The 25394-nt window shown below is 50.8% G+C and carries 21 protein-coding genes, 1 tRNA gene, 1 rRNA gene and 1 riboswitch; of the genes, 21 read left to right on the forward strand and 2 right to left on the reverse strand.

The features are described 5' to 3' along the window. The 18 genes from FYJ35_RS08885 to FYJ35_RS08970 form a co-directional block, all read left to right on the forward strand. Nucleotides 1-93 (forward strand): 23S ribosomal RNA (locus FYJ35_RS08885); the annotation flags it as partial. Between the two features lie 198 nt (nucleotides 94-291). Next, nucleotides 292-843, forward strand: coding sequence for a hypothetical protein (locus FYJ35_RS08890; protein WP_154525679.1), 552 nt, complete (start codon nucleotides 292-294; stop codon nucleotides 841-843). Further along, a complete protein-coding gene (hisH, locus tag FYJ35_RS08895) occupies nucleotides 840-1466 on the forward strand; it encodes an imidazole glycerol phosphate synthase subunit HisH (RefSeq protein WP_154525681.1) in 627 nt (208 codons plus the stop codon). The genes FYJ35_RS08890 and hisH overlap by 4 nt, the downstream gene beginning before the upstream one ends. 66 nt (nucleotides 1467-1532) lie before the next feature. After that, the gene (gene hisF / locus FYJ35_RS08900) at nucleotides 1533-2297 is read left to right on the forward strand and encodes an imidazole glycerol phosphate synthase subunit HisF (RefSeq protein ID WP_154525683.1); all 765 of its coding nucleotides are present in this window, start codon (nucleotides 1533-1535) and stop codon (nucleotides 2295-2297) included. 30 nt (nucleotides 2298-2327) lie between these two features. Next, nucleotides 2328-3002: a uracil-DNA glycosylase gene (locus FYJ35_RS08905; RefSeq protein WP_154525685.1), complete on the forward strand. Its 675-nt coding sequence runs from the start codon at nucleotides 2328-2330 to the stop codon at nucleotides 3000-3002. 335 nt (nucleotides 3003-3337) lie between these two features. After that, nucleotides 3338-4270, forward strand: a complete 933-nt coding sequence (locus FYJ35_RS08910) for a DUF5688 family protein (protein ID WP_154525687.1) — start codon at nucleotides 3338-3340, stop codon at nucleotides 4268-4270. Nucleotides 4271-4283: 13 nt separating this feature from the next. Beyond that, on the forward strand, nucleotides 4284-9686 hold the full coding sequence (locus FYJ35_RS08915) for an MSCRAMM family protein (RefSeq protein ID WP_154525689.1): 5403 nt from the start codon (nucleotides 4284-4286) through the stop codon (nucleotides 9684-9686). 78 nt (nucleotides 9687-9764) lie between these two features. After that, nucleotides 9765-9837 (forward strand) — tRNA-Arg (locus FYJ35_RS08920). A gap of 57 nt (nucleotides 9838-9894) precedes the next feature. Next, nucleotides 9895-10962 (forward strand): SH3 domain-containing protein, encoded by a 1068-nt coding sequence (locus FYJ35_RS08925; RefSeq protein ID WP_205839786.1) that lies wholly within the window; start codon nucleotides 9895-9897, stop codon nucleotides 10960-10962. A 208-nt stretch (nucleotides 10963-11170) separates the two neighbouring features. Next, complete coding sequence (locus tag FYJ35_RS08930; protein ID WP_154525693.1) at nucleotides 11171-11917, forward strand: pseudouridine synthase; 747 nt, start codon at nucleotides 11171-11173, stop codon at nucleotides 11915-11917. Beyond that, complete coding sequence (gene ligA, locus FYJ35_RS08935; protein WP_154525695.1) at nucleotides 11910-13922, forward strand: NAD-dependent DNA ligase LigA; 2013 nt, start codon at nucleotides 11910-11912, stop codon at nucleotides 13920-13922. Before FYJ35_RS08930 ends, ligA begins: the two co-directional genes overlap by 8 nt. Before the next feature lie 106 nt (nucleotides 13923-14028). After that, on the forward strand, nucleotides 14029-14967 hold the full coding sequence (gene metA / locus FYJ35_RS08940) for a homoserine O-acetyltransferase MetA (RefSeq protein WP_154525697.1): 939 nt from the start codon (nucleotides 14029-14031) through the stop codon (nucleotides 14965-14967). A gap of 26 nt (nucleotides 14968-14993) precedes the next feature. Next, nucleotides 14994-15992: a CobW family GTP-binding protein gene (locus FYJ35_RS08945; protein WP_154525699.1), complete on the forward strand. Its 999-nt coding sequence runs from the start codon at nucleotides 14994-14996 to the stop codon at nucleotides 15990-15992. A 105-nt stretch (nucleotides 15993-16097) separates the two neighbouring features. Continuing rightward, nucleotides 16098-16739, forward strand: coding sequence for a peptidase C39 (locus FYJ35_RS08950; RefSeq protein WP_154525701.1), 642 nt, complete (start codon nucleotides 16098-16100; stop codon nucleotides 16737-16739). Nucleotides 16740-16769: 30 nt separating this feature from the next. After that, on the forward strand, nucleotides 16770-16988 hold the full coding sequence (locus tag FYJ35_RS08955) for a hypothetical protein (protein ID WP_154525703.1): 219 nt from the start codon (nucleotides 16770-16772) through the stop codon (nucleotides 16986-16988). Between the two features lie 158 nt (nucleotides 16989-17146). After that, a riboswitch (THF riboswitch) is annotated at nucleotides 17147-17254 on the forward strand. A 57-nt stretch (nucleotides 17255-17311) separates the two neighbouring features. After that, on the forward strand, nucleotides 17312-17881 hold the full coding sequence (locus FYJ35_RS08960) for a folate family ECF transporter S component (RefSeq protein ID WP_154525705.1): 570 nt from the start codon (nucleotides 17312-17314) through the stop codon (nucleotides 17879-17881). A gap of 79 nt (nucleotides 17882-17960) precedes the next feature. Continuing rightward, nucleotides 17961-19811, forward strand: a complete 1851-nt coding sequence (locus FYJ35_RS08965) for an alpha-amylase family glycosyl hydrolase (RefSeq protein WP_154525707.1) — start codon at nucleotides 17961-17963, stop codon at nucleotides 19809-19811. Nucleotides 19812-19845: 34 nt separating this feature from the next. Beyond that, the gene (locus FYJ35_RS08970) at nucleotides 19846-20601 is read left to right on the forward strand and encodes a DUF5662 family protein (RefSeq protein ID WP_320808103.1); all 756 of its coding nucleotides are present in this window, start codon (nucleotides 19846-19848) and stop codon (nucleotides 20599-20601) included. On the opposite strand, the gene FYJ35_RS08975 is transcribed toward FYJ35_RS08970, so the two are convergent. Continuing rightward, the gene (locus FYJ35_RS08975; protein WP_154525709.1) at nucleotides 20520-21467 is read right to left on the reverse strand and encodes a LysR family transcriptional regulator; all 948 of its coding nucleotides are present in this window, start codon (nucleotides 21465-21467) and stop codon (nucleotides 20520-20522) included. The two genes, FYJ35_RS08970 and FYJ35_RS08975, sit on opposite strands and share 82 nt — an antisense overlap. A gap of 262 nt (nucleotides 21468-21729) precedes the next feature. Between FYJ35_RS08975 and FYJ35_RS08980 the strand changes: the two genes are divergently transcribed. The 3 genes from FYJ35_RS08980 (at nucleotide 21730) to FYJ35_RS08990 (ending at nucleotide 24505) form a co-directional block, all read left to right on the forward strand. Further along, a complete protein-coding gene (locus FYJ35_RS08980) occupies nucleotides 21730-22752 on the forward strand; it encodes a methionine ABC transporter ATP-binding protein (RefSeq protein ID WP_154525711.1) in 1023 nt (340 codons plus the stop codon). A gap of 8 nt (nucleotides 22753-22760) precedes the next feature. Beyond that, nucleotides 22761-23417, forward strand: coding sequence for a methionine ABC transporter permease (locus FYJ35_RS08985; protein ID WP_154525896.1), 657 nt, complete (start codon nucleotides 22761-22763; stop codon nucleotides 23415-23417). Nucleotides 23418-23605: 188 nt separating this feature from the next. Next, nucleotides 23606-24505 carry a MetQ/NlpA family ABC transporter substrate-binding protein gene (locus FYJ35_RS08990; protein ID WP_154525713.1) on the forward strand — a complete coding sequence of 300 codons (900 nt, stop codon included), beginning with the start codon at nucleotides 23606-23608 and terminating at the stop codon, nucleotides 24503-24505. Between the two features lie 161 nt (nucleotides 24506-24666). On the opposite strand, the gene FYJ35_RS08995 is transcribed toward FYJ35_RS08990, so the two are convergent. Next, entirely contained in the window at nucleotides 24667-25245 is a 579-nt protein-coding gene (locus FYJ35_RS08995) for a TetR/AcrR family transcriptional regulator (protein WP_154525715.1), read from the reverse strand. Nucleotides 25246-25394 lie beyond the last annotated feature (149 nt).

A 25394-nucleotide genomic window follows, 5' to 3' on the forward strand; every position in this document is an offset into this window, starting at 1 on the left:
GACCCCTCAGAGAGAATGAGGTAGATAGGACAGAGGTGGAAGTACAGTAATGTATGGAGCTGACTGTTACTAATCGGTCGCAGGCTTATCCAAAAGGCACAATGGTAAGTGAGTTTGGAAACGGATAGAAAAGGGAATGTCAGGATAAAGATTTTGTGTGCGGTTTTGAAGATACAGATGAAAGACTTCGGAGAAATCCGAAGTCTTTTTTTATATATCTTCCGTCCTATGGTATACTGGAAAAGCAAGAATTATTTAAGGTCAAACATGGAAAGGAGTCAGAGTGTTCTCATGCTCGAAGCAGATATCGCAAAACATTTTCGGGAAGCTGAGATGGTTCTGATTGGTGTAGGCGAGGAACTAAGACCGGATGGGACATCTGAAAGAAGCGATCGGATTATTAGGGCCCTCAATACGCTTCCTCCATTTTTGCGGGGGAAGACGTACTTTGTAGTGTCACAGAATTCAGACGATCTTGTTTTCCGATCCAACCTGCTTCCATTTTTCATTGCAGAACCGTATGGGCCGAAGGAAAACAGCGCATGCAGTGAAGAGCAGTGGAATACTTACCTCAGATGGATATCCGGGACGCTCGGTCATCGATTGCTTCTTCTTGAATTGGGTGTAGGATTTGCATCACCTGAGCTGATTCGGTGGCCGTTTGAGAAGATTACACAGATCAATATGAAAAGCAACCTGATTCGTGTGCATGCTTCCTTTCCGCAGCTTCCGAAAGAGCTGGTTGAGACAGGACGTGCATATTCGGTTCAATGTAATTCGATTGAATGGCTCGAAGAACTCAAACAATGGGATGAGAAGGCTGATCAGAAGGAGGATGCATGATTGCAATTGTAGATTACGATGCCGGGAATATCATGAGTGTCCAGAAGGCGTGTGCTTATCTGGGGTATCAGACGATTCTCACCAGAGACAGAGCTGAGATCCTTCAGGCTGATCATGTGATCCTTCCGGGCGTCGGAGCATTTGCGGATGCGATGAAGAAGCTTGTTGATTTTGGACTGGATGAGACATTGCGGGAGACCGTAAAGCGTGGAACCCCGCTGCTTGGAATATGTCTCGGACTCCAGCTTCTTTTCGAGCGCAGCGATGAATCCCTGGCCCTGCAAGACGGGGCGGATGTAAGAGGTCTTTGTCTGCTGGATGGCGAGATTCTGAAGATTGACGATAAGAATGGCTTGTTAAAAGTACCGCACATGGGATGGAATCAGCTTTCATTTCCAAGAGAGAGCCGGCTGTACCAGGGAATTCCGGACGGGACGGAGGTTTATTTTGTCCATTCCTATTACCTGAAGGCAGGGAATCCTTCCATCGTTACGGCAACTTGTGAATATGGAACGCAGATAGATGTCGGGGTTGAAAGCGATAATCTGTTCGCTTGTCAATTTCATCCAGAGAAAAGTGGCAAATGGGGACTGAGAATCCTGGAGAATTTCCTGAACATCTGATTTCAGATCATGAATGGGATCGGCCCGTAAACTTGTTGAGATAGAAGGCTGGAGGACAGTATCAGTATGCTTACAAAGAGAATCATACCCTGCCTTGACGTGAAGGACGGAAGGGTTGTAAAAGGGATACAGTTTGTGAAGCTTCGGGATGCCGGAGACCCGGTTGAGGCGGCTGCAGCTTATGATGAAGCAGGTGCGGATGAGCTGACATTTCTGGATATTACAGCAACAAGCGACCACAGGGAGACTGTGATCGACATGGTCAGGAGAGTGGCAGATAGAGTCTTTATTCCATTCACGGTTGGAGGCGGTGTCAGAACCTGTGAGGATTACCGTGCAATCCTGAGAGCGGGAGCCGATAAGGTAGCGGTTAACTCAGCGGCTGTCAGAAATCCGGAATTAATCTCGCAGGCCGCTGACAAGTTTGGCGCTCAGTGTGTTGTTGTCGCGATTGATGCGAGGAAAAGGCCGGATGGGACAGGCTGGAATGTCTATACGGCAGGAGGACGGCAGGATACGGGAATCGATGCTGTTGAATGGGCAAAAAGGGCGTTCAATCTTGGGGCGGGCGAGATTCTCCTGACAAGCATGGACCGCGACGGGACGAAAGCCGGCTATGATCTTGATCTGACCCGGAAGATTGCTGAGTCCGTCCGGATCCCGGTTATCGCTTCCGGCGGGGCGGGCAGGGTCGAGGATTTCTATGATGCGCTGACAGAGGGGAAGGCAGATGCAGCGCTTGCTGCTTCCCTTTTTCATTACAAGGAACTTGAAATACGTCAGGTGAAAAATTATTTGAACGAGCGTGGTGTTCCGGTAAGACTTTCATAAGCGGGGATAGTCAGGAGGGGAAAAGCTGAGATGGATGCAATGGGAAGCGATTGGATGCAATCACTCAGGGCAGAGTTCAGCAAGCCATATTACGCAAAACTTTATCAGACGATCAATGAGGAGTACAAGACACAAACGGTTTATCCGCCGGCAGGGGATATTCTGCGGGCATTCAGTCTGACTCCACTTTCAAAGGTAAAGGTTGTCATTCTGGGGCAGGACCCCTATCATGAGCCGGGACAGGCAAACGGTCTGTCCTTTTCGGTGCATCCGGGCGTCGCGATTCCCCCGTCGCTTGTGAACATTTATCAGGAGCTCCATGATGACATCGGATGCAGGATTCCGAATAACGGAGACCTTACAAAATGGGCGAGGCAGGGGGTCCTGATGCTGAATACGGTGCTCACGGTTCGGGCGCATCATGCCTTCTCCCACAGAGGATTGGGATGGGAGCAGTTCACGGATGCTGCGATCACGGCGGTAAATGGCCAGGCGCGGCCAATCGTGTTTATTCTCTGGGGAAAGGCGGCACAGGCGAAATGCACCATGCTTGACAATCCCGAGCACCTTGTTCTGAAATCGCCGCACCCAAGTCCGCTTTCTGCCTATCATGGATTTTTTGGAAGCAAACCTTTTTCACAGACCAATCGGTTTCTGAAGGCACATGGTGTTACGCCGATTGACTGGCAGATCGAGGATGTATGAAAAACATACACTCAGTGCAGAATATTATTTGTCAGTAATTTACGATAAAATATGAATAAAAAACTGAATACTGAATTCAATCAGAAAAGTTGATGTTTTGACTTGACGGCAGGAAAGCCTTATGTTAGTCTTCTTTCAAGACGACACAGGAATTCTTTCCTGCCGGTTCTTATATCTTCTATTAGGGTTTCTTTTTTCTTTTCTTAGTATCATCACGTTTTTCACTCTTATTCTCCTTTTTCATTTCTATCGATTTCGTGCACGCCGTCGTCTGATGCCGCAGCACGGACATTTCTTCTGGAGCGGCACCAGTCTGCCTGCTGTAGAAAGGAATTATGGATTACAGTACATTCAAAAAAGAGATTCCGGAACTGATCAGTCAGAAGCTTGGCGCCGAGTACAAGGTACGTCTGTTCGAGCTCAGAAAATATAATGGGATTGTCCAGGATAATCTTTCCATCCAGAAAAAGGAAGTATCTATAAGCCCATGCATTGATCTGCGGTATTACTATCAGAAATATATCCAGGGAACAGCGATCGAAGAGATCGGGAACGCGATTCTTGCATATTATATGAGATCCATGCCTGAGCAACTTGAGCCTAGCAACCTGCTGGACCCCGGATATGTCAGAAACCAAGTCGTATGCAGTCTGGTCAATACAGACCGGAGCCGGGAATTTCTGAAGGAATGTCCGCATTTCCCATTTCTGAACCTATCGGTCGTATTTTATCTGCTTATTGATGATGTCAGCATTGGTGCGGGCACGGTCCTGATTCGAAATTTTCACTTGCAGCAGATGAAATTGAAGAAGGAAGAGCTTCTGGAACTGGCCATGAAAAATATGGGCAGGCTGCTTCCGGCAGATTTCATGACAACAGAACAGTTGATATCGGAGCTCCGGGGAGGGTGTCCGGAAACGGAGAATGGAACCGCGGAGTGCAGCAATGGATATGCTGACTCTAAAGTTATAGACAACCGGCATCCGCTCTTTGTCCTGACCAACTCCAGGAGGAGCTACGGGGCGGTCTGGATGATGGATGCGGAAGTGCTGCGAAGGGTTGCCGATCATCTGAAGGATGACTTTTATGTGATTCCGAGTTCTATTCATGAATGCATGGTTCTTCCGGCTGGGTATCATCTGAAGACGGAGTCCCTCAGCCAGATCGTGCGGAGGATCAATCGGACAAAGGTTGCTCCGGAGGAAGTGCTTGCCGACAGTGTCTACCGGTATGACAGAGCCAGGGGACGGCTCATCATAGCAGCATAAAGGAGGGCATGGCATGAAGAAAATACAGGGCCTCCTGTCACTGCTTTTTGTCATAGGATTTCTTTTCTTCTCAGGGGAACAGCGGACTTCTCTTGCAGCGCCTGGATGGGGAAGCACAGGTTCTGATGGAATGATTCGAAAAGGATTCACTGGACTTATGGCGGCAGAGCTTCCCGCGGCTGAAACGGTGCAGAACGGGTACGCAGAGGAGTCGGTAACTGAGCCGGATACAGAAAGAAAGCAGCCACCCGCTCTCACAGGAAACAGTGCCGGTCAATCAGAGAAGGATGTAACTGGACAGCCAGCGTTCGAACAGCAGACTCAGGCAGATAAGAACAGAGTTCAGGAGCACAGGGACAGTCAGACGGAGGAACGGTCCCTTATGACAACGGAAGGCTTTATGCAGCCTCAAGCCGATCCTGGAATGCAAAGGACTGAAGGCGACGGTATCACATCGAATGCTGAAAATCTTTCTCCGGAAGAAAAGGACCGAAATCTTGCAGAAACAGAAGAACTTTATCTGGAAGAGGCAGATGAGAAAGAACTCCATGCAATGGCAGAGCCGCAAAAGATTTCAAGACCCTATGTGCAGATTACAGACAAGCCGGATACCACCCTGACATATTTTGGAGGAGGCCCAAAGACAAGGGTTTTTCAGGTCAGGATATTCGGAGAGGGCGGAGGCAGTAAGACGGTCTCTGCATACTGTATCAATCCCTATAAGAGTGATCCAATGGACAATACCACCCCTCTCAGTAAGGTGAAAACCATCTCGAATTCCAATCTGCTTGCTGTCGCAATGTATTATCTGCCTGAAGATGCGCCTGGATATGGAACGGATTCAAAGATTATGGGCATTTACAAGGAAATCGGCGCTACGGGCAGCAGCAATTCATATGCATTTACGCATTATATCCTTGGGGCGATTTATGAAGGAAAACCGGTATCTCACTATATGGAGAAACAGGCAGCTGCAAATGCGGGAGAACGTGTTCTTTCCAGACTGAAACAGCTTTCCATTCCATCGGGGAAGCTGAGCAGTACGCAGCTCTCTGGCGGTTATAGCCGCGGGAGATATGTTTCGGATCCGGTTTCTTACGAAGGTCAGGCAGGAGCGCGTGCTGAGATCATACGTGTAGAGCCATCTGGTGCATATGTAGAGGAAGCGGAGACCGGAAAACGTGCGAAGGTGATGGAAACCGGAAAGAACTACCTGGTCATATCCGATACCTTCACGGAGACAGTAAATATCGGGCTTAGGGATAAATCTGCTGTCGGTTTTCAAACGTATGTGATTAAATCTGGAAATGCAGATCAGGACGTATCATATGCGCTGTGGGGGAGCGGCCAAAACCTGGAGTTTTTCGCTTCATTTCAGAAGCGGCAGCTAACAGTTCAGGTTCGTAAAAGAATGGCGGGAGCTTCTTCCATGAGTATGGGAGGAGCGGCATTTTCTCTTGATGATGGGAGAGGAAACCGCTATGCCCTGGAATGCGGGCCTGATGGAAGCAGCGGTCAGATTCAGGTTTTACCAGGTACATATCGGGTTATTGAGACAAAGGCACCTGCAGGGTGTCTCATCAATCAGTCGATTCCGGACCTTGTCGTCCCGGAAGATGCAGAAGACGGGGCCGTCTTTACGATTGATGTTTTGGATGAACCTGCATATGCAGGAATCAGGTTCAGAAAAAAGTCTGCCCAGATGGGAGATATTCCGGATGGAGATGCAGGCTTTGAAGGAGCAGAGTTCCAGATACGCAATATCAGCGGCTATTCCGTTGGGCTGAAAACAGACCCATCGACTGTCTGGAAGAATAACGAGATCATTGGACTTACAGTCAGATCCGGACGCGACGGCAGTGCAACGGTCCCACCGGTTCTGCAGGCGGGGACCTACGAGCTGATTGAAAGTAAGGCGCCTGCAGGGTATGAGCGCTCAAGTCAGACAGAACGCTTCACAATTACAGAACAGGATAATGGCAGGATTCTGGATTATTCTGATCGAATTATTTTTTGGGAGGAAGTGATCAGAGGTGGATTCCGCTTCCATAAAATCGATTCGGAGATTGCGGGTCAGCATTGTATCCTGGATGAGAAGAAAGACGGAACGGCAGTCTTTGAAGTCGCACATGGGAGCGGTGGAAAAGCAAGGCAGGGGGACGCTCAGCTGGAGGGTGCGGTCTTTGAGCTGGTGAATCAAAGTCTGTCAGCGGTAAAAGCATATGGAAAGACAGCGGAGCCTGGAGAAGTCCTTACACAGCTGACCTGTACAGAGCTGGGGAAATGGATCGGATATGAATCCCCTGGGGATGCACTGCCATATGGGACCTATCAGCTTCGGGAAATCGCGCCGCCGGAAGGATACAATCTTCGGGGGAAACAGATTGATCAGACGTTTGAGATCCGGGAGAAGAACACAGTTGTCATGCTGGATAAGCCTTTCGACGACGATGTGATCCGTTTTGATATTGAGATACAGAAGTTCCGTGATACAGAGGATCCGGATGAGAAAGGGGATGATATGATCCCCGTCAAAGGAGTTGTATTCGATATCTGTCTGGCTTCTGATCCGGGTAAGTTGGTACTCTCCATTGAGACGGATGAAAACGGGACAGCCACGACCAATGACCCGGCTTATGCACATGGAAGGCTGCCATACGGGATTTACCAGGTCAGTGAGCGGAAGAGTACAGTGCCCGCCGGTCTGATTCCGGTTAAAGACTTTCTGGTGGACGGAACGAAGAGCGGAGGTGTCTTTGACGGAAGGGTATATAAGGGCATCTATAAAAATGACCGGCCGATCGGCGAGTGGCTCTGCCTCAGAAAAGCGGACCGGACAACGGGAAAAACAATCCCGCTTTCAGGGACAGTTTTCCAGATCCTGGACGAAAAAAAGAAACCGGTTGTTTTCCGGGAAAGCTCGCCGGCACACCGGTCAGTGACGGAGTTCACGACCGGGGATGATGGAACGGTGACGCTGCCTGAGCGGCTGCGTGCAGGAACGTATTATCTGCACGAGGTACATGCACCGACAGGCTATGTCATAGGACAGGATGTCCGCTTTGAGGTGACATCGCGCAACAGATGGGAACATGTCATCACCTGGACCATGGAGAATCAACCTGCAATGGGAATGCTTCTCCTCGAGAAAACGGATCGGGACAGTGGATCCTGTCTCCGCGGGGCTGTCTACGAGGTATATGCGGCAGAAGACATCGTGACACCAGATGGAACGATTCGAGCCAGAAAGGGAGATATTGTAGATACCTTTACAACGGATGAAAAGGGTATGGGCAGATCTGAAAAGTTGTTTTTAGGGAGATATGAGGCTTTGGAACGGGAAGCCCCTGAAGGATATCGAAGAGATCCGGAGCCTATTCCTTTTTCCGTTCTATATCAGGATGAGCATACTGAAGTTGTCAGAGTCAGTCTGAAGACATCCAACCAGCCGACAACGATGAAACTGCTGAAGACGGAGCAAAAGCTGGATGATGGCGAGTGGTCTGAGCAAGATGGCAAACCGCTGGCTGGAGTGACCTTCAGGATTGCCAGACTCGGAGACTATAAAGGAAAGAAAAGCGAGCGGTATGTCGGAAGCGGACTTTTTTCAGAAGGAGACTATCTGACCGATGAAGACGGCTGGATCATTGCAGGCAGGATCACGACAGGAATTTACTCCGTGAAGGAGACAGCGGCCAGACCGGGATATCTGATTGATGAGACCGAGAGCTGGTTTTCAGTGGATGAGGAGGGAAATATCTTTGAATCTGACAAGGAGGGAAACAGGGCTGAAGAGGCTTTGGAGAAGATAAAAAACGCGGGCACTCCGGGCGCTGGACTGGTGAAGGAGAGGAAGAAGGGAGGAGACAGACAAGGAACGCTGAAAATCGTCCGGCGGAATCTGTATACCAGGTGGCAGTTTGACAAAACAGATTATACCGGAAAAGGACTGCGCGGCGCACAGCTGAAAATTACGGATCATGACGGAAACACTGTGAAGTATGAAGATGATCAGGGGAATATCGTAGATGCGGAGTGGATTTCAGACGGAAAACCGTACCTGGTGAAGCGGCTTCCGGCGGGAAAGTATCTTCTTCAGGAAACTGCAACCCCTGAAGGATACACAGCTGCGAAAGCAATTCCGTTTGAGGTTCTGCTGTCAGAGAAGCTTCAGCGGCTCACAATGACTGATAAGAGGCTGATGATCCGGAAAACAGATACACTTGGCAGGGACATAGAAGGAGCCGGCCTTGCGGTTTATGAGATCTCAGGGGAAGATAACAGTCAGATTTCACCCACGCCGATACTGAGATGGACGACAGATGGCCAGCCATACTTTGCGAAGGGATTGGTAGTTGGAAGCCACTATCGCCTGGTAGAAGAAACGGTTCCCTCCGGATTTCTTGGTGCGGATCCGGTGGATTTCATCATTCCGGATGATGGTACAGACCAGACGGTTACAATGATTGATAAAAGAGTGTTTGCCTTCAAGACAGACACGCGAATCGATGGCCTGGCAGGGGCCCGTCTGGAAATCAGAGATTCGGAAGGAACAGTCGTGGACTTCTGGCTTTCGGATGGAGAAGCACATGCAGTGTCCGGACTCCGAAAAGGAGAGACGTACACGCTTGTAGAGACGGAAGCGCCGAAAGGATATGTTCTCGCTCAGCCTATTTCATTTACAGTGTCTGAAGATGCAGTCGATGATATATTGAAGCTGATTAATAAACAACTTTTTATTACCAAGACAGAGCTTACGGGCGGGAAAGAGGTCGAAGGTGCCCTTCTTGAGGTGACAGATAAAGAGAGCGGGGAAATAAAGGACAGCTGGTTGTCGGGAAACGAGCCGCATCCGGTGGGTGGCCTGGAGACAGGAAAAACATATATCCTGTCTGAGCGGAAACCGGCGGACGGATATGTAACGGCTGAACAGATTGAATTTACTGTTCAGGATGATTTCACAGATCAGCGTCATGTCATGCGGGATGATGTCACAAAGGTGAGGATCTCAAAACAGGACTTTGCGACCGGCAGAGAGCTGGAAGGCGCAGAGCTTGTCGTGCGGGACGAGTCAGGAAAGGAGGTAGAAAGATGGACCTCCGGGAAAAAGCCGCACGATATTGAGATGCTTCCGATCGGATCCTATACGCTCATGGAGCTTCGTGCACCTGACGGGTATGAGAAAGCAGAGACCGTTGCCTTTGAGGTACCGGACAGCGGGGAAATGACGAAGGTTGTCATGAAGGATAAAGCGGAAAAAACACCGCCAACCGATTCTGTCAGAACAGGGGATCATGCTCCTTTGAAACCGTGGATACTGGCAGCAGGAGTCAGCGCCATGCTGCTGGCAGTATGCATCATGAGGATGCGGAGGCAAAACATGAGAAAAAGGAATCAGTCGCGGAAAGCAGGGTGACAATCGGATTTATTTGACTTTATCAGTCTGCTATGCTAAGATGATCACTGTTTTCAGAACCGATTTGGTTTTGAATCAGCATCTGTAGCTCAGCGGATAGAGCAGCGGTTTCCGGTACCGCGTGTCGGGGGTTCGAGTCCCTTCAGATGCGTGATTGATACGGCAATCCTGGCCGATCAGAAATTCAGGCATGATCTGGAGGACGCTTATGGATAATTTCAGAGAGTGGCTTTCTGACAATCTGCGGTACATCCTTCTCGGAATTGCTGTCTGCCTGGTGGTTGTCATTGTCGTCTGTGTTGTCAGACTTGTGGGCGGTTCATCCAGCGACAGCAAGAAGACAGACGCACAGGCTGTCGAGCAGGTGACAGAGGCTTCGCAGAATACAGCAGCATCTTCAACAGCACCGGAGGCCTCCTCAAGCTTGAAGAAGGATGACGCTTCTATTCTGGAGCTGGTAAAAAAGTATTATACAGCTGTTGCGGCGAAGGATACTGCTACGCTTGCCACAATTGTAAGCCCGTGGACGGATGATATGCAGAGCAGCATTCTTTCGAATACGATGATCGAGAGCTACGACAACATATCCACATATTCGAAGGCAGGTCCGTCGGATGGAACGTATGTTGTCTATGCTTATTACGATGGGAAGATTAAAGATATCAGTACGGAGGCACCGAGCCTGGCTCTATTGTATGTGGTGACAGATGACTCGGGTAGTCTTGTTGTAGGAGACCGGAACGCGTCTACCGAGGTCGCGGATTTTATCAGCAAGGCAACAGCTGCGTCTGATGTTCAGGCATTGAAGAATGATGTCAATCAGAAGCTGCTCGAGGCGGAGAATTCTGATCCTGATCTGAAGGCCTTCCTTGACAGTCAGTCTTCCGGAGCATCAGGAGAGACGGAGGAAGCTACGGAGTCTGATGTTTCTTCTGGAAACACTGCTTCCGGAGAAACAGCAACGACGACAGCTGGTGTCAACATCCGGGTGAAGGCGAGCGCGGACGCGCAGATTGTCGCAGTCACATACGCCGGGGCGGAAGTGAAGGTCATCGAGCGCGGAGATCAGTGGACACACATCAATTTCGATTACCAGGGAACAACATATGATGGGTTTGTGTCGACACAGTATCTTCAGTTTGGAGGTTCTGGTACGGCGCAGACAGATCAGACGTCTGGTTCCGGATCAGCATCAGCTGCGCAGACAGGTCAGACCTCCGGCACAGGTACTTCGGGAGCTGCGTCAGGCGGAAGCACGTCTGGTGGAGCCGTGTAAGAGGGCTGGGAGGCCAGAGGGGTCAGAAGGACTCCAGAGAAGAAGGATATAGACGTAGTGTAACAGAGCTGCTGCATGAATGCGGCAGCTCTTTCTGTATAGGCGACCGCTCATCATCGAGTGCGGAGCACAAGATGACGGAGAGGTGCCGAATCGAGTAGGGCTGGGTTAATCTGCCCTACTCGATTGTCTGTCAGGGGAGGTGGAGATGCGGCTGAATAAGTATCTGGCACAATGTGGCGTATGCAGCCGAAGAGAGGCCGACCGTCTGGCGGAAAAAGGGCGGATCCTGGTAAACGGTCAGACGGCAAAGGTCGGAATGGAGGTCGGACTTCAGGATGATGTGACGGTGGATGGGAAAAAGATCACAATACAGGAAAGGGAAATCTTTCTGGCTGTGAATAAGCCCAGGGGAGTTGTTGTCACCACAGACCGAACACATGGAGACAGGCTGCTGGAAGATTTGGTTGATGTTCCTCAGAGAGTGTTTCCAGTTGGACGGCTGGATAAGGAATCAGAGGGATTGATTCTGATGACAAATAATGGGGATGTGTCCAACAGGATTCAGAAAGCCCGTGGCTGTCATGAAAAGGAATACCTGGTCACAATAGATAAACCTGTATCAGATCAGCTGCTCGCTTCCATGGCGGCAGGGGTAAGGCTTCCGGAGCTTGACCGGACAACAAGACCTTGCCGTGTCAAAAAAACGGGGACGAATTCCTTCGATATCATTCTCACGGAAGGTATGAACCGGCAGATTCGGCGGATGTGCGGGGTTTTCGACTGCAGGGTGAAGAAACTCAAACGGATTCGTATTATGAATATACGCCTTGGAAATCTGAAAACAGGGACGTACCGGGAACTGACGAGACAGGAAGTGGAAGAGCTGAAGCGCCTGACCGGGGCTTCAGGTGAAAGCTGCAAACCGGATAAAAGGGAGAACACGTATGGATGATAGCAGAATTGCGCGAATGAAAGAACTTGTCAGCATTCTGAACCGGGCAGGGAGGGCATACTATGTTGAAAACCAGGAGATTATGAGCAACCTGGAGTATGACCGTCTGTACGATGAACTTCTTTCTCTGGAAAAAGAAACCGGAACGGTGCTCTCGTCAAGCCCGACGCAGCATGTAGGCTATGAGGCGGTGGACAGGCTCCCGAAGGAACGTCACGAAAAGCCGATGCTTTCACTCGATAAGACGAAGGACAGAGAAGCGCTCAGGACATTCATTGGGAGCAGGAAGACCTTAGTCTCATGGAAGCTCGATGGGCTTACGGTTGTCCTGACCTATGAGAACGGAAGTCTTGCAAAGGCAGTGACGCGCGGGAATGGAATCATCGGCGAAGTGATCACGCCGAATGCCAGAGTGTTTGAGAACATCCCGCTGAAGATTCCTTATAAGGGGGAACTGATCCTTCGGGGAGAAGCGGTCATATCCTACCCGGATTTCAAGAAAATCAACGAATCGTTCGGCGCAGACAGCCAGTACAAAAATCCGCGGAATCTTTGCAGCGGGGCCGTCAGGCAGCTGGACAGTAGAATCACAGCAAAACGGCATGTCCGGCTCTATGCATTTGCTCTTGTCAAAGCAGATGGGGTGGATTTTCATAACTCACGGCTTGAGCAGTTTCATTTTCTGCAGCAGCAGGGGTTTGAGGTGGTTGAGCATGTAGTGACATATGCGGATACTTTGGATCAGACGATGGACTATTTTGAGAAGAAAATCCGTCATTTTGAGATTCCTTCTGATGGGCTGGTGGCCTTGTATGATGACATTGCGTATGGGGAATCCCTGGGAGAGACAGCGAAGTATCCGAGGAATGCATATGCATTCAAGTGGAAGGATGAAGAGGCGGTCACTCGTCTCCGGAGGGTAGAATGGAGCGCTTCAAGAACCGGCCTGATCAATCCGGTTGCGGTTTTTGATCCGGTTCAGCTGGAAGGAACAACCGTCACGAGAGCTTCCGTTCACAATGTCAGCATTCTGAAAGAGCTCAGGCTGGGAATCGGAGATGAGATAAAGGTTTACAAGGCCAACATGATCATTCCGCAGATTGCCGAAAATCTGACAAAATCAGACACGGTACAGATCCCGGAGAAGTGTCCTGTCTGTGGAGGAAGAACTGCGATTCATCAGGCGATGGATGCCCAGACACTTTTCTGTGAAAACCCGGATTGCCCGGCGAAGAAAATCAAGTCATTTACACAGTTTGTATCCAGGGATGCGATGAACATCGACGGTCTTTCTGAGATGACACTGGAAAAGCTGATCGGACAAGGACTGGTTCATACATTTGGAGACCTGTTCCGCCTGCGGCAGCACAGAGATGTGATCGTCAACATGGAGGGATTCGGAGAAAAGTCATGTGACAAGCTTGACGAGAGCATCGAGAAGGCACGGACAACGACTCTGCCACGGCTTCTGTTTGCACTAGGGGTTCCGGGGGTCGGCGTTGCCAATGCGAAAGGAATCAGCCGGGCGTTCGGAGATGACCTCAGGCAGCTTCGGAATGCGGACCTGAAGCAGATGATCGCTGTAAACGGTGTTGGGAACGTGATGGCGCAGTCCATCGTGAGATGGTTTTCAGATCCGGGGAACAAATCGATGCTTGATGATTTGTTGAGAGAGATCCGGCTGGAAAAGCCGGACACTGCAGACGGGGAGGGAGAAGGCATTCTTTCCGGCAACAGGATCTTTGAAGGAAAGACATTTGTGATTACGGGAAGCGTTTCTCATTATCCGTCCAGAAGACAGCTGAAGGAAGAGATTGAGCGTCTGGGAGGCAAGGTTGCCGGTTCCGTTTCCTCAAAGACAAGCTTTCTGATCAACAATGATGCGTTGTCCGGATCATCAAAAAACCGGGCGGCAAGGGAACTCGGGATTCCGGTCATCACAGAGCAGCAGTACCTGAATATGAAGCAGCATCCGGAAAAGATACCGGAAACACCGGACAGGTGAACCAGGTACAGAAAAAGGGACCACGTAATCAATGCATCAAACGTGAAGAGGCTGCAGCCGGATCACAGGAGGATGTCAGTCAGACGACCAGAATAGGAGGAATGCAATGCCGATTCGAATTCAATCAGACTTACCTGCGGGGGAAGTGCTTGACAGAGAGAATATTTTCGTGATGGAAGAGGGCCAGGCAGATCTGCAGAACATTCGTCCGCTTGAAATTCTCATCCTGAATCTGATGCCACTGAAGGAGGATACAGAACTGCAGCTGCTGAGATCGCTTTCCAATACGCCGCTGCAGTTGAATATCACCTTTCTCACCGTCACAACACACCATGCCAAGAACACAAAAGCAGGTCATCTGAACCAGTTTTACCAGGAGTTCTCGGATATCAGGGAGTCATTTTTTGATGGCATGATCATTACCGGAGCTCCGGTTGAGCTGATGAAGTTCGAGGAGGTTGATTACTGGGATGAGCTTTGTGAGATTTTAGACTGGACGACGGACCATGTTACGAGCACACTCCATCTGTGCTGGGGCGCTCAGGCGGCCTTATATCATCACTATGGGCTGTCGAAGAGGAACCTTGGGTATAAGCTGTTTGGCGTATATCGTCACAGGGTAAAAAACAAGAAAATTCCGCTGGTACGAGGCTTTGACGACTTTTTCTTCGCTCCGCATTCCCGATGGACTGAAGTTTCAAGAGATGAGATTATGAAATGCGATGATCTGGTCATTCTGTCTGAGTCGGACGAAGCGGGCGTATTTCTAGTCATGTCGAGAAATGGTCGTCGCATTTTCGTGATGGGACATCCGGAGTATGACAGACTCACACTGGATCAGGAGTATCAGAGGGATAGAAAGAAGGGAATCCCGATCAGGATGCCTGTGAACTATTACCCTGACGATGACCCGGATAACAAACCAAAGCTGAGCTGGCGTGCACATGCGAATACACTATATACAAACTGGATCAATTATTATTGCTATCAGCTGACACCATATAGTCTTGGAACACGCGTGTACACATACGAGAATCTGCACTGAGCGGATCAATCATTGGAGAGCGGAACATGGCGGCAAAGGTCGATTTAATTACAGGATTTCTGGGATCCGGCAAGACAACCTTTATCCAGACGTATGCCAGATACCTGATGAGACAAGGACAGAGGGTTGGGATTATTGAGAATGACTATGGTTCTGTGAATGTCGATATGATGCTTCTTCAGGAATTGGAGAGGGAAGGGGCAGTTACAGAGATGGTCATAGGCGGGGATCTTTCCAGCTACAGGCGAAGATTCCGGACAAAGCTGATCACCATGGGAATGCAGAATCTGGACCGCGTCCTGGTTGAGCCTTCAGGTGTCTTCGACGTCGATGAGTTTTTTGATGCAATGTATGAGGACACGATCAGCAGTCTTTGCGGAATCGGAAGTGTCATTTCGATTGTCGATGCCTCAATGGCTTATCCCCTGGACCGCAATGCAGCCTATCTTCTGGTTTCAGAGGTGGCAGATGCGGGAATTGTCCTGCTGAGCCACACAGAGAAGAAGAAAGATGGAACCGGCGACATACGGGCGGATGAGACGGTCCGGTATCTCAACCAGGCGATGCAGCAGTTCGGATGCAGCAGACGGTTTATGGAACAGTATGACCAGAAGACGTCGGGGTATGGGAAGGACATACTTCTGAAAGACTGGAGCAGTCTGACAGATGCCGACTTTGAGCGTATCAGTGAGGCCTCCTACCGGGAATTTGATCATGTAAAGCTTCAGACGGAGCAGGCGTTCCAGACCCTTTACTATATGAACCTGGGGAGAGGAAGAGAAGAACTGATGTCAGCAGCGTCAGAACTGCTGGGACAAGGCAGCGGGGGAAAAGAGAACCGATATGGACGGATCCTCCGGATCAAAGGTTTTTTCAGGGAAGGGGAAAAGTGGCTTGAGCTGAATGCCACGCGCACCGGTCTGAATATCCGGACGCTGTCGGAGGGTCAGGATGTACTGATTGTCATCGGTGAACATCTGGACGCGAAGGCCATTGACGAGAGAATTGGAGCAAAACATATCTGAAAGGCGGCAGTCTGAAAAAACGGGCTGTCTGTGCCTGAAAAACAGCTGTCAGGAGCCTGGAGCTGGTTATTTTCGAGCCCTTTTTAGAAATGGAGATGCATATACATGAAAATACCGCTGCATTACCAGATGTCGGAATATGACTGCGGTCCCACAACGATGCTCAATGCCATCAGCTATCTGTTTGAGGTGGAGGAGATTCCGCCGGAGGTTATCCGCAACATCATGCTGTACAGCCTCGACTGCTACAATGATGAGGGACGCCTTGGCGAGATGGGGACGAGCAGAAGTGCGATGATGTTCCTGTGCAACTGGCTCAATGGGTTTGGAAGACTGGATCGGATTCCGGTCAGCGGGCAGTATCTGAGCGGGAAGATGGTCACCATGTCCCCGGAAGGGCGGATCGTCCACGCGCTTCGCTGCCATGGGGTGGTTGTTCTGAGGGTGATTATTGATGTCTGGCACTATATTCTGGTGACCGGAGTGGAGGAGGATCCTACTGGAAAGGGTGACCTGGTCTTCCAGGTATTTGATCCCTACTATGATGCAGATTCGAAGGAATTCTCCGGACCCGGCATTGAGTTCGTGGAGGATCATCCGAAGGAATACAACAAGCGGATTGCACGAAGCTGCTTCTCCGGCAATGGCCTGTATACACTTGGCCAGGATGAGGAAAGGGAAGCTGTGCTTCTGTACAATGGACAGACGGAGCTGACCGAGGAGAAGACCATCGAATACTATATCTGATACGATATTTGAAAGCGGGGAGACAGGCAGATGAAGAGCATTCTGATTCGAGATACAACCAGGCAGGAGCGGGAGGAGATTGTGAGGCAGTCTCTGAGCTGGTGCGGAGGCGGCTGTGAAAACTGTTCCTCCTGCTGGCTTGGAGGTGGGAAGGCAGAGGACATTTATCAGCCTTACATTGACGGGGAGAAGGAGATATCGGAGATCAACCAGGAATATCAGGCCAGCTACCAGCACGGAACTGTCTGAGGGAGGTGTCCGCCAGAACAGAAGCAGTGCCTGTCAACGCTGAGACGGACTTTGGCTGTACTTGACATTCCTCCTGTTGCGGATATAATCGACTCAACGGAAGAAGTTGTACCTGTAATCTGAACAAGTATGACAGCGTACAGATATCTTCCGTGTCAGGCGAAGTAGGAATAAGCGCGTGAAGTTTTCAGTGGATGGGGAGTTGCCCTGAACCGAAGATCCCGCCCTGCGGCAGGGGTCGCGGTGCTTATTCTGCACCCGTTGCCGCATATAGAAGATCAGGGAAGCCTCTATGTGTGGACGGAACTCATGGAGGTTTTTTTATGCGTAAAAGAGAGAATCACACGGTCTGGTGCACGTACACCTTTGTCTCAATCGGGATGCTGGCGGCTGTGCAGCTTCTGCTTTCCCGCTTTCTGTCCATACCGGTGGGCGGATTCGGAAGAATCTCCCTCAGCCCGATTGCCACGATGATGGCAGGCCTCTGGCTTGGACCACTGGCCGGCGGACTGACCGGATTGATCGCGGATATTCTGGGCTGTCTGATCCAGGGCTACACGGTCAATCCCATCATTACACTGAGCGCGGTCATGTGGGGCGTTATTCCGGCTCTTTTCATTCCGGAAGGCGGAAAAAAGGGGAAAAAGATCCTGACGCTCAGCATTTCCGTCATTCTGACGGCTGTTGTATGTTCTCTTGGACTTACGACAGCAGGACTTGTCCTGATCAATGGGTTTAATCTGTATTCGATCCTGCTGACGCGGCTGACTCAGTTTATCGTGACCGTTCCGGTATATTGCCTGTTAATCAACCTTCTGTATTTCAGTCCGGTCACGTCCATGGTCCGGCAGGCACTCCGTACAAGACTGCATCGCAGTCCGCAGAAGCAGTAACTGCAGGCAAGCCCCGGTGCGGGAATTTCTGACCACTTTCATGAACAGATGATCAACAGGAGCAGGGAAAGGGAAGCAGATGGACTGGAAACCACTTGTAAAAGAAATCAGCACTTTTGACCGAACAGTCATCCCTCATTCCAGGCTTGAAGAGGATGGCATGGTGTTTTCGGCAGAAGCGCCGGAGGGAGAGCCGCTGGAACTGATCCTGTATGACAAAGATAGCGGCGAGGAAAAAGCGATTGTTCCATTTCCGGGCAGACCCTGCATCGGCAATATTCGTGTTCTGAAGGTTTCCGGCATTCCGGCTGAAAAGGTATCATACAATTTTAAGTGTGGGAAGGAGATCCTGCAGGATCCCTGGGCGCAGCGTATCTATGGCGCGGAGGTGTACGGGGAGAAACGCAGCGGCAGGATCCGCTGTGGCTTCCTGACAGATTCATTTGAATGGGGGGAGGACATTCCGCGAGAGGGAATCCCGTTCAGGGACTCCGTCCTTTACGAAATGAATGTCCGGGGATTTACGAAGGGCAGAAGAAGTGGTGTCCGCCAGAAGGGAACATTTGAGGGTGTCATTGAAAAGATTCCGTATCTGAAGTCACTGGGGATTACCGCAATTGTCCTGATGCCTTGCTATGAGTTTGACGAGACCGAAGCCTTCCGGAGGGCCCGGGTCGGGGCACCTGAGGGCTCTCAGGATGAGCAGCGGGCAAATGGCCCGAAACCGGCAATTGGCCCGAAGCCGGGCCCATTGCCGCTGAATCCGGAAAGCGTGAACCTCTGGGGATTTGGTCCCGGGTTCCTGCTGACCCCGAAGGCGTCGTATTCGGCTTCGGGGAATCCATACCGGTCTTTCTGTGAAATGGTCCGGGCTCTCCATCAGGCGGGGCTGGAAGTCCTGATGGAGATGGATTTTTCCGGCAGTGTGACAGCGGAGATGATGCTGTCAGCCCTGGTCTGGTGGAGAAGCGTTTACCATGTGGACGGTTTCTTCCTGTTTGGTGATCAAAAGTGTCTCGATGCAGTGTGCAGAAATCCTGCCCTGACAGGCTGCAAACTCATCTCGGAGTATTTCTCTGCTCCGGACATGTACCCGGACGGAAGAAAGACGGCCTTCCGGAACCTGGCAGAGTGCAACAGAGGGTTCCAGAATGACGCGCGCAGATTCCTGAAGGGAGATGAAGGCTCCCTTCAGCCATTTCTGGGCAGAGCCCGCTATAACCCGAAGGATACAGCGGTGGTCAACGAGATCACAATGCATGATGGCTTCACACTCATGGATCTGGTCTCATACAATGACCAGCACAATGGTGCTGATGAAGGGCAGAGCGCTCCTCAGTACTCCTGGAACTGCGGGGCTGAGGGGCCAACAAGGAGAAAGGAAGTCCTGAAGCTTCGCCTCCGGCAAATCCGCAATGCGCTGGCAATGCTGTTCCTGTCACAGGGGACGCCTATGATTCTGGCGGGGGATGAGATGGGCAACACACAGAAGGGGAACAGCAATGCCTGGTGCTTTGACTCTGAGCTGTCCTGGGTAGACTGGTCTTCTTCATCCATGTCAAATGCAATCCTGGAATACGTACGGGCACTGGTCCGCTTTCGAAGAAGCCATTCACTGCTTCATCAGGAGCGGGAGCTGAGCAGCTGCGCGATGGGAGATTATTTTCCTCAGTATTCATGTCATGGGGAGAACGCCTGGTTTGCGCCGCCGACAGCGCAGGACAGAAGCGCGGGACTGATGTACAGTATGAAGGGCGAAGCCTGTCTGTATGTTGCGTATAATTTTCACTGGGAGGAAAAACAGCTGGCACTTCCGGATCTTCCGGGAGAGAGAGCGTGGCGGGTTGTCCTGAGCACATCCGATCGGAAAAATAAGGTGGGGCGGACCATTTCAGTTCCGGCGCGCAGTGTTGTTGTGCTGGAGGGATGACGGCAGGCAGGCTGGATGATAGAAGGAGACGGCTGTGACAAAAGAAGCACACTGGTATCAGGAGGGCTGGAAAAAAGGCCATGGACAGGGAGCTGGCTCGCGGAAGGAGAGCCCGAATGCAGCAGGCTCTGTTCCCGGGCGATATGCCGGGGTTCCCTCTGATGGAAGGGTTACGCCGGAAAAATTGTTTGGTCATCTGAAGACAGTTACCATGCACCGGATGCTGGTGGCACAGGGCTGCTTTCAGGTCGGACTTTACTGGCAGGGGCTGACGCACGATCTGTCGAAGTTCAGCCCGGTTGAATTCTGGAACAGTGTCCGGTATTACCAGTATGGAAAGCAGAGTCCGAACAACGGAGAGCGGGTGGCAAAGGGATTCTCAGAGTCCTGGATTCATCACAAGGGCCACAATATGCATCATTATGAGCACTGGACGGATTACAATGTCGAGGCAGCGAAGAGAGGCGAGTTCCCGATTCAGCCGGTACAGATGCCAAGGCGGTATGTGGCAGAGATGCTGATGGACCGCATTGCGGCATCCAAAACCTATATGAAGGAGCACTATACGCAGCATGAACCGCTGAAATACTATATTCGCGGCAAGGCAGGGGATCTGATGCATCCTCAGACAGCGAGAGAGCTGGAGGGGATGCTGCGGATCCTCGATGTGAGAGGAGAGGCGGCCTGCTTCCGCTATGTGAAGAACTATTATCTGAAGGGATATCCGGTCGTCAGAAGGGTCACATTGTCTCCGGAGGCTGCTCCGATCCGAAGAAGCTCGCCCACATAATGGCGGGCCAGCTCCGTCAGCTCCGTCCGTGACTTCTGAAGGTAACCGATGGTCATGCGGTTTTCGCCTGTCAGCGGGACAGCGACATAATCGCTTCCGTTGAGATCCTCCGTGATGATGCCGGAGCAGAGTGTGTAGGCATTCAGTCCTACCATGAGGTTTAGCAGCGTTGCCCGGTCGTCAGCCTTGATGATCTTGGGGTACTCGCAGGTGCTGAGCACCTCCTCTGCAAAATAGAAGGAATTATAATCGCCCTGCTCGAAGGACAGCACCGGATAGGGCTGAAGCTGTTCGATCGTGATTTCTTTCTGATGGGCGAGCGGATGATTTTTCCACAGATAGACGGAGACGTCACAATCAAAGAGCGGATGGAACTCCAGGTCGTATTCATGGAACAGCTTCGTCAGGGCATCCCGGTTGAAGTCATTCAGATACAGTACGCCGATCTCGCTTTTCATATTCCGCACGTGTGTCATAACATCGTGTGTCTTTGTCTCGTGGATAGCAAACTCGTAGTGATCCAGACCGTACACATGGACCGTCTCAATGAAGGCCTTCACAGCGAAAGAATAGTGCTGGGCAGAGACGCTGAACTTGGTTTTCCGCTGTGAGCGGTCAAGAAAACGATCCTCAAGGAGGCTGTACTGCTCCATCAGCTGACGGGCATAGCCCAGAAATTCTTCACCTTCCTGCGTGATGGAAATTCCACGATTGGAGCGGATGAAGAGAGTCAGTCCCAGCTCCTTTTCCAGGTCTTTGATGGTGCTTGAGAGTGATGGCTGGGTGATGAACAGCCGGTGCGCCGCCTCATTCATGCTCCCGCTGTCAGCGATGGTGACGGCGTAGCGAAGCTGCTGAAGTGTCATGGCAGATGCCCCTTTCCGTGGAATTTCCTGTGTTAGCCCAGAGTGTAGCACAGATTACAGAGAATTGCTATAAGCCAGGCCTATAGCCGGTTCAAGAAAAATGAAAAGACTGGGCGTGCAGGCAGCGGTATTTCCGGGACGTCTGCCGGATGTTTTTATGATACAATCGAAACGCTGACTGCAAAATGAATCGCTGGAATGCGCGGTATGAGCGGCCTGCCTGTGTTTGCAGCCAAGTTTCAGATCGGGAAGAGGGGACTGTATGAGTGAGATCGAAGTTAGGCATCTGTCGAAAACCTTCACGCAGAAGGATTTAAAGGTCGATGCCCTGAGCGATATCAACCTGACGGTAGAGAAGGGAGATATCTATGGAATCATCGGAATGTCAGGAGCAGGGAAAAGTACGCTGGTGCGCTGCCTGAACTTCCTGGAGAAGCCGACGGAAGGACAGGTGTTCATCGAGGGCCGGGAACTGGGGTCCATGGATGAGAAGCAGCTGCGGAAGCAGCGGATGAAGATCGCGATGATCTTCCAGAATTTCAACCTGCTTGGACAGAAGAATTCCATTGAAAATATCTGCTTTCCGCTGACCATCCAGGGCAAACCGAAAAAGGAAGCCAGAAAAAGGGCGCAGGAGCTGCTCGAGACTGTCGGTCTGGCAGAGAAGGCGAAGAGTTATCCGAGCCAGCTGTCAGGAGGTCAGAAACAGAGAGTGGCCATTGCCAGAGCACTGGCTTGTGACCCCAGTATTCTTCTCTGTGACGAGGCAACCTCTGCGCTTGACCCTCAGACAACAGAGTCCATTCTGGGCCTTCTGAAGGAGATCAACGAAAAGCTTGGAATAACAATTGTGATCATCACCCATCAGATGGCCGTGATCCAGAAGATCTGCAACCGTGTCGCCATCATTGAAAATGGGCATCTGGTAGAAGATGGGCTTGTCACAGATATTTTTGCGCACCCGAAGTCTCATGCCGCAAGGGAGCTGATTCTCAGGGATGCCCGGGGAGAGGTTTCTTCTGCCGCAGCACAGGTTGATGAGATCACGGAAGGACAGAAAATCCGGATTGTGTTCAGCGAGAATTCAGCATTTGAGCCGGTCATTGCCAACATGATTCTGCAGTTCGGCCATCCGGTCAATATCCTGCTGGCAAACACCAGGAATGTCGGCGGAGTTGCAAAGGGAGAGATGGTTCTGCAGTTGCCGGACGATCGGGATCTTCGTTTCAAGATGGAAAACTATCTGAAGGACAGAGGACTTGAACTTGAGGAGGTGGATGACTGATGAATCAGATGAATGCCCAGCTCTGGAACCTGCTTGCAACAGATACCGGGGCGACAATTTATATGACCCTGGTATCCACCCTGTTCGGATACCTGATCGGGCTTCCGCTTGGAATTATCCTGACGGTTACAGACAAGGACGGAGTTTCTCCGCACCCGGTGATCTACAGGATCATCGACGTGGTCACGAATATCATGAGAAGTATTCCGTTCATCATCCTTCTGATGATTCTGATTCCGTTTACAAGATGGTTGATCGGAAAGAGCTATGGGCCAACCGCAACGATTATACCGCTTGTCATCTCAGCGGCACCGTACATTTCCAGGATGGTTGAATCCTCGCTGGATGAGGTCGACAAGGGAGTTGTGGAGGCGGCACGCTCAATGGGAGCCAATAACTGGACCATTATCTTTCGTGTCCTGCTGCCGGAAGCCAAGACCTCGCTGATTGTCGGAGCAACAATCACGCTTGGAACAGTGCTCGGATATACAGCGATGGCCGGCACAATCGGCGGTGGCGGACTCGGTGCAGATGCGAAGATGTACGGATACCAGAGAGGCAATATGGTGTTCCTCGGTTGGACAATTGTCATCCTTGTTGTGCTGTTCCAGATCTTCCAGATGATCGGGATGAAGGTGGCGCAGAAGACCGACCACCGCAAGTGAAATCACAACGGGTATAGAAGATCTCTATACCTGATAATAGCTATCAGGTATTAACACTTTCTAAAAGGCTGTGGTATGATCACATCATCACCGAAACAAAACAAAGAATTCCTATAAGATATGTCAACGTTATGCCGGGCATATTTCAGCACAAGGAATTCATCACAGGAAAGAAAAGAGGAGAGATTATGAAAAAATCCGTTATCGCAGCTGTTCTGGCAGGCGCTCTTGCGCTGGGAGCACTTCCGTTTGCAGCATTTGCAGGAGAGACAGAGGTTTCAACAGAGGCTGCATCCGGAGATCTCGAGAAGATTACCGTTGCAGCGTCCTCTACGCCGCATGCAGAGATCCTGGAGTTTGCAAAGCCGCTGCTGAAGGCGAAGGGATACGATCTTGAGTACACTGTATTCGACGATTATATTCAGCCGAACAATGTGGTGGAGAGCGGAGAGTTTGATGCAAACTACTTCCAGCACATCAATTATCTGAATGCATTCAACAAAGAGCACGGAACACACCTGGTCGATGCAGGTGACATCCATTACGAGCCATTCGGCATCTATCCGGGAACAAAGTCCAGCCTTGACGATGTGGCGGACGGAGATGTGATTGCAGTCCCGAACGATACAACAAATGAGGCAAGAGCTCTGCTCCTCCTGGAGGCGAATGGCCTGATTAAGCTGAAGGACGGTGTCACCATCAATGCGACAAAACTTGACATTGCAGAGAATCCGCACAACCTTGACATCGAGGAGTTCGATGCGGAGTCCGTCTCCGAGCACACTGGTGATGCGGCGTTTGTTGTCCTGAACGGCAACTATGCACTTCAGGCAGGCCTGAATGCAGGCAGTGATGCGCTTGCAGTCGAGGCAGCTGATTCCGCAGCCATCCAGCAGTATGTCAATATCATCGCGGTAAAGGAAGGCAACGAGAACGAACCGAAGATCAAAGCACTGGTCGATGTCCTGAAGGGTGACGAGGTGAAGAAGTACATCGAGGATACCTACAAGGGAGCAGTTGTTCCGTTCGAGGGGACTGTTGAGGCTTCGACAGAAGCGGATACAGAAGCAGCTACAGAGGCAGAGTAATAAGTAATAGGGTAGAGTCTTCCAATAAACACAGTCAGAGAGGAGCTGCAGGCGAGAAGCCTGCAGCTCCTCTTCGTGGTGGCTGCCGCTTATTATCGGGTGTGGAGCATGAGATGATGACAATAAAAGTGCAATACACACCAGCCATATAAACCCTGAAGTCAGCAATCAGAGATAAAAAGCCCTGTTGACAGGACGTGATCCAGCATTGCCGAAGCATGCTCGTGAACGGTCGAGGACGGAAGCCCGCTCTTCAGATCCTCGCGGATCATGCTGCCTAGTCCGCCGGCCAGAAAGCTCGCGGTTTCGGTCAGTGTCAGGGGACTTGCAATCTGGCCGGAATGCTCTTTCATCAGTTCTGTTACCTTCTGCATGACAATTGTGTTGAAGCGGGAGTAGAGAAACTGATCTTCCCTTCCGGAGTCGATGAACAGGTGGGAGGCGAATTCATGATACTCGCTGGCCAGATAGAAAATCGTCTCAAGCAGCGCATGACAATCTGTTTTGACGGAGCTGACGGAAGAATCATTTCTGAACTGGGAAAAATAGTGCATGCCCTCGTTCACAATGTCCTGGAAGCAATCGTTCAACAGCGTGTCTTTTCCGTCATACCATAGATAGAAGGTAACGCGTGACAGCTTCGCCTCCCTGCAGATCTCCGCGACGGAGATCTTTGAGAATGCTTCTTTTGAAAGCAGGCCTCTGAAGGCTTGTTTGATTCTGATACGGGCTGGTTCCATATCTGTCTCGCCCTCCTCACTTTGATGTTATCTGATTTCCTTTTTTCTACGATAAAAGTGTCAAAAGCCCGCCACCACGCATGCTTGCATGCGAGTGATGGCAGTGAATTATTGACATTTATATCATTATACAACTTCACGGGCGTATC

Origin of the sequence: Porcincola intestinalis, assembly GCF_009696445.1 — a bacterium.
Lineage (GTDB): Bacteria > Bacillota > Clostridia > Lachnospirales > Lachnospiraceae > Porcincola > Porcincola intestinalis.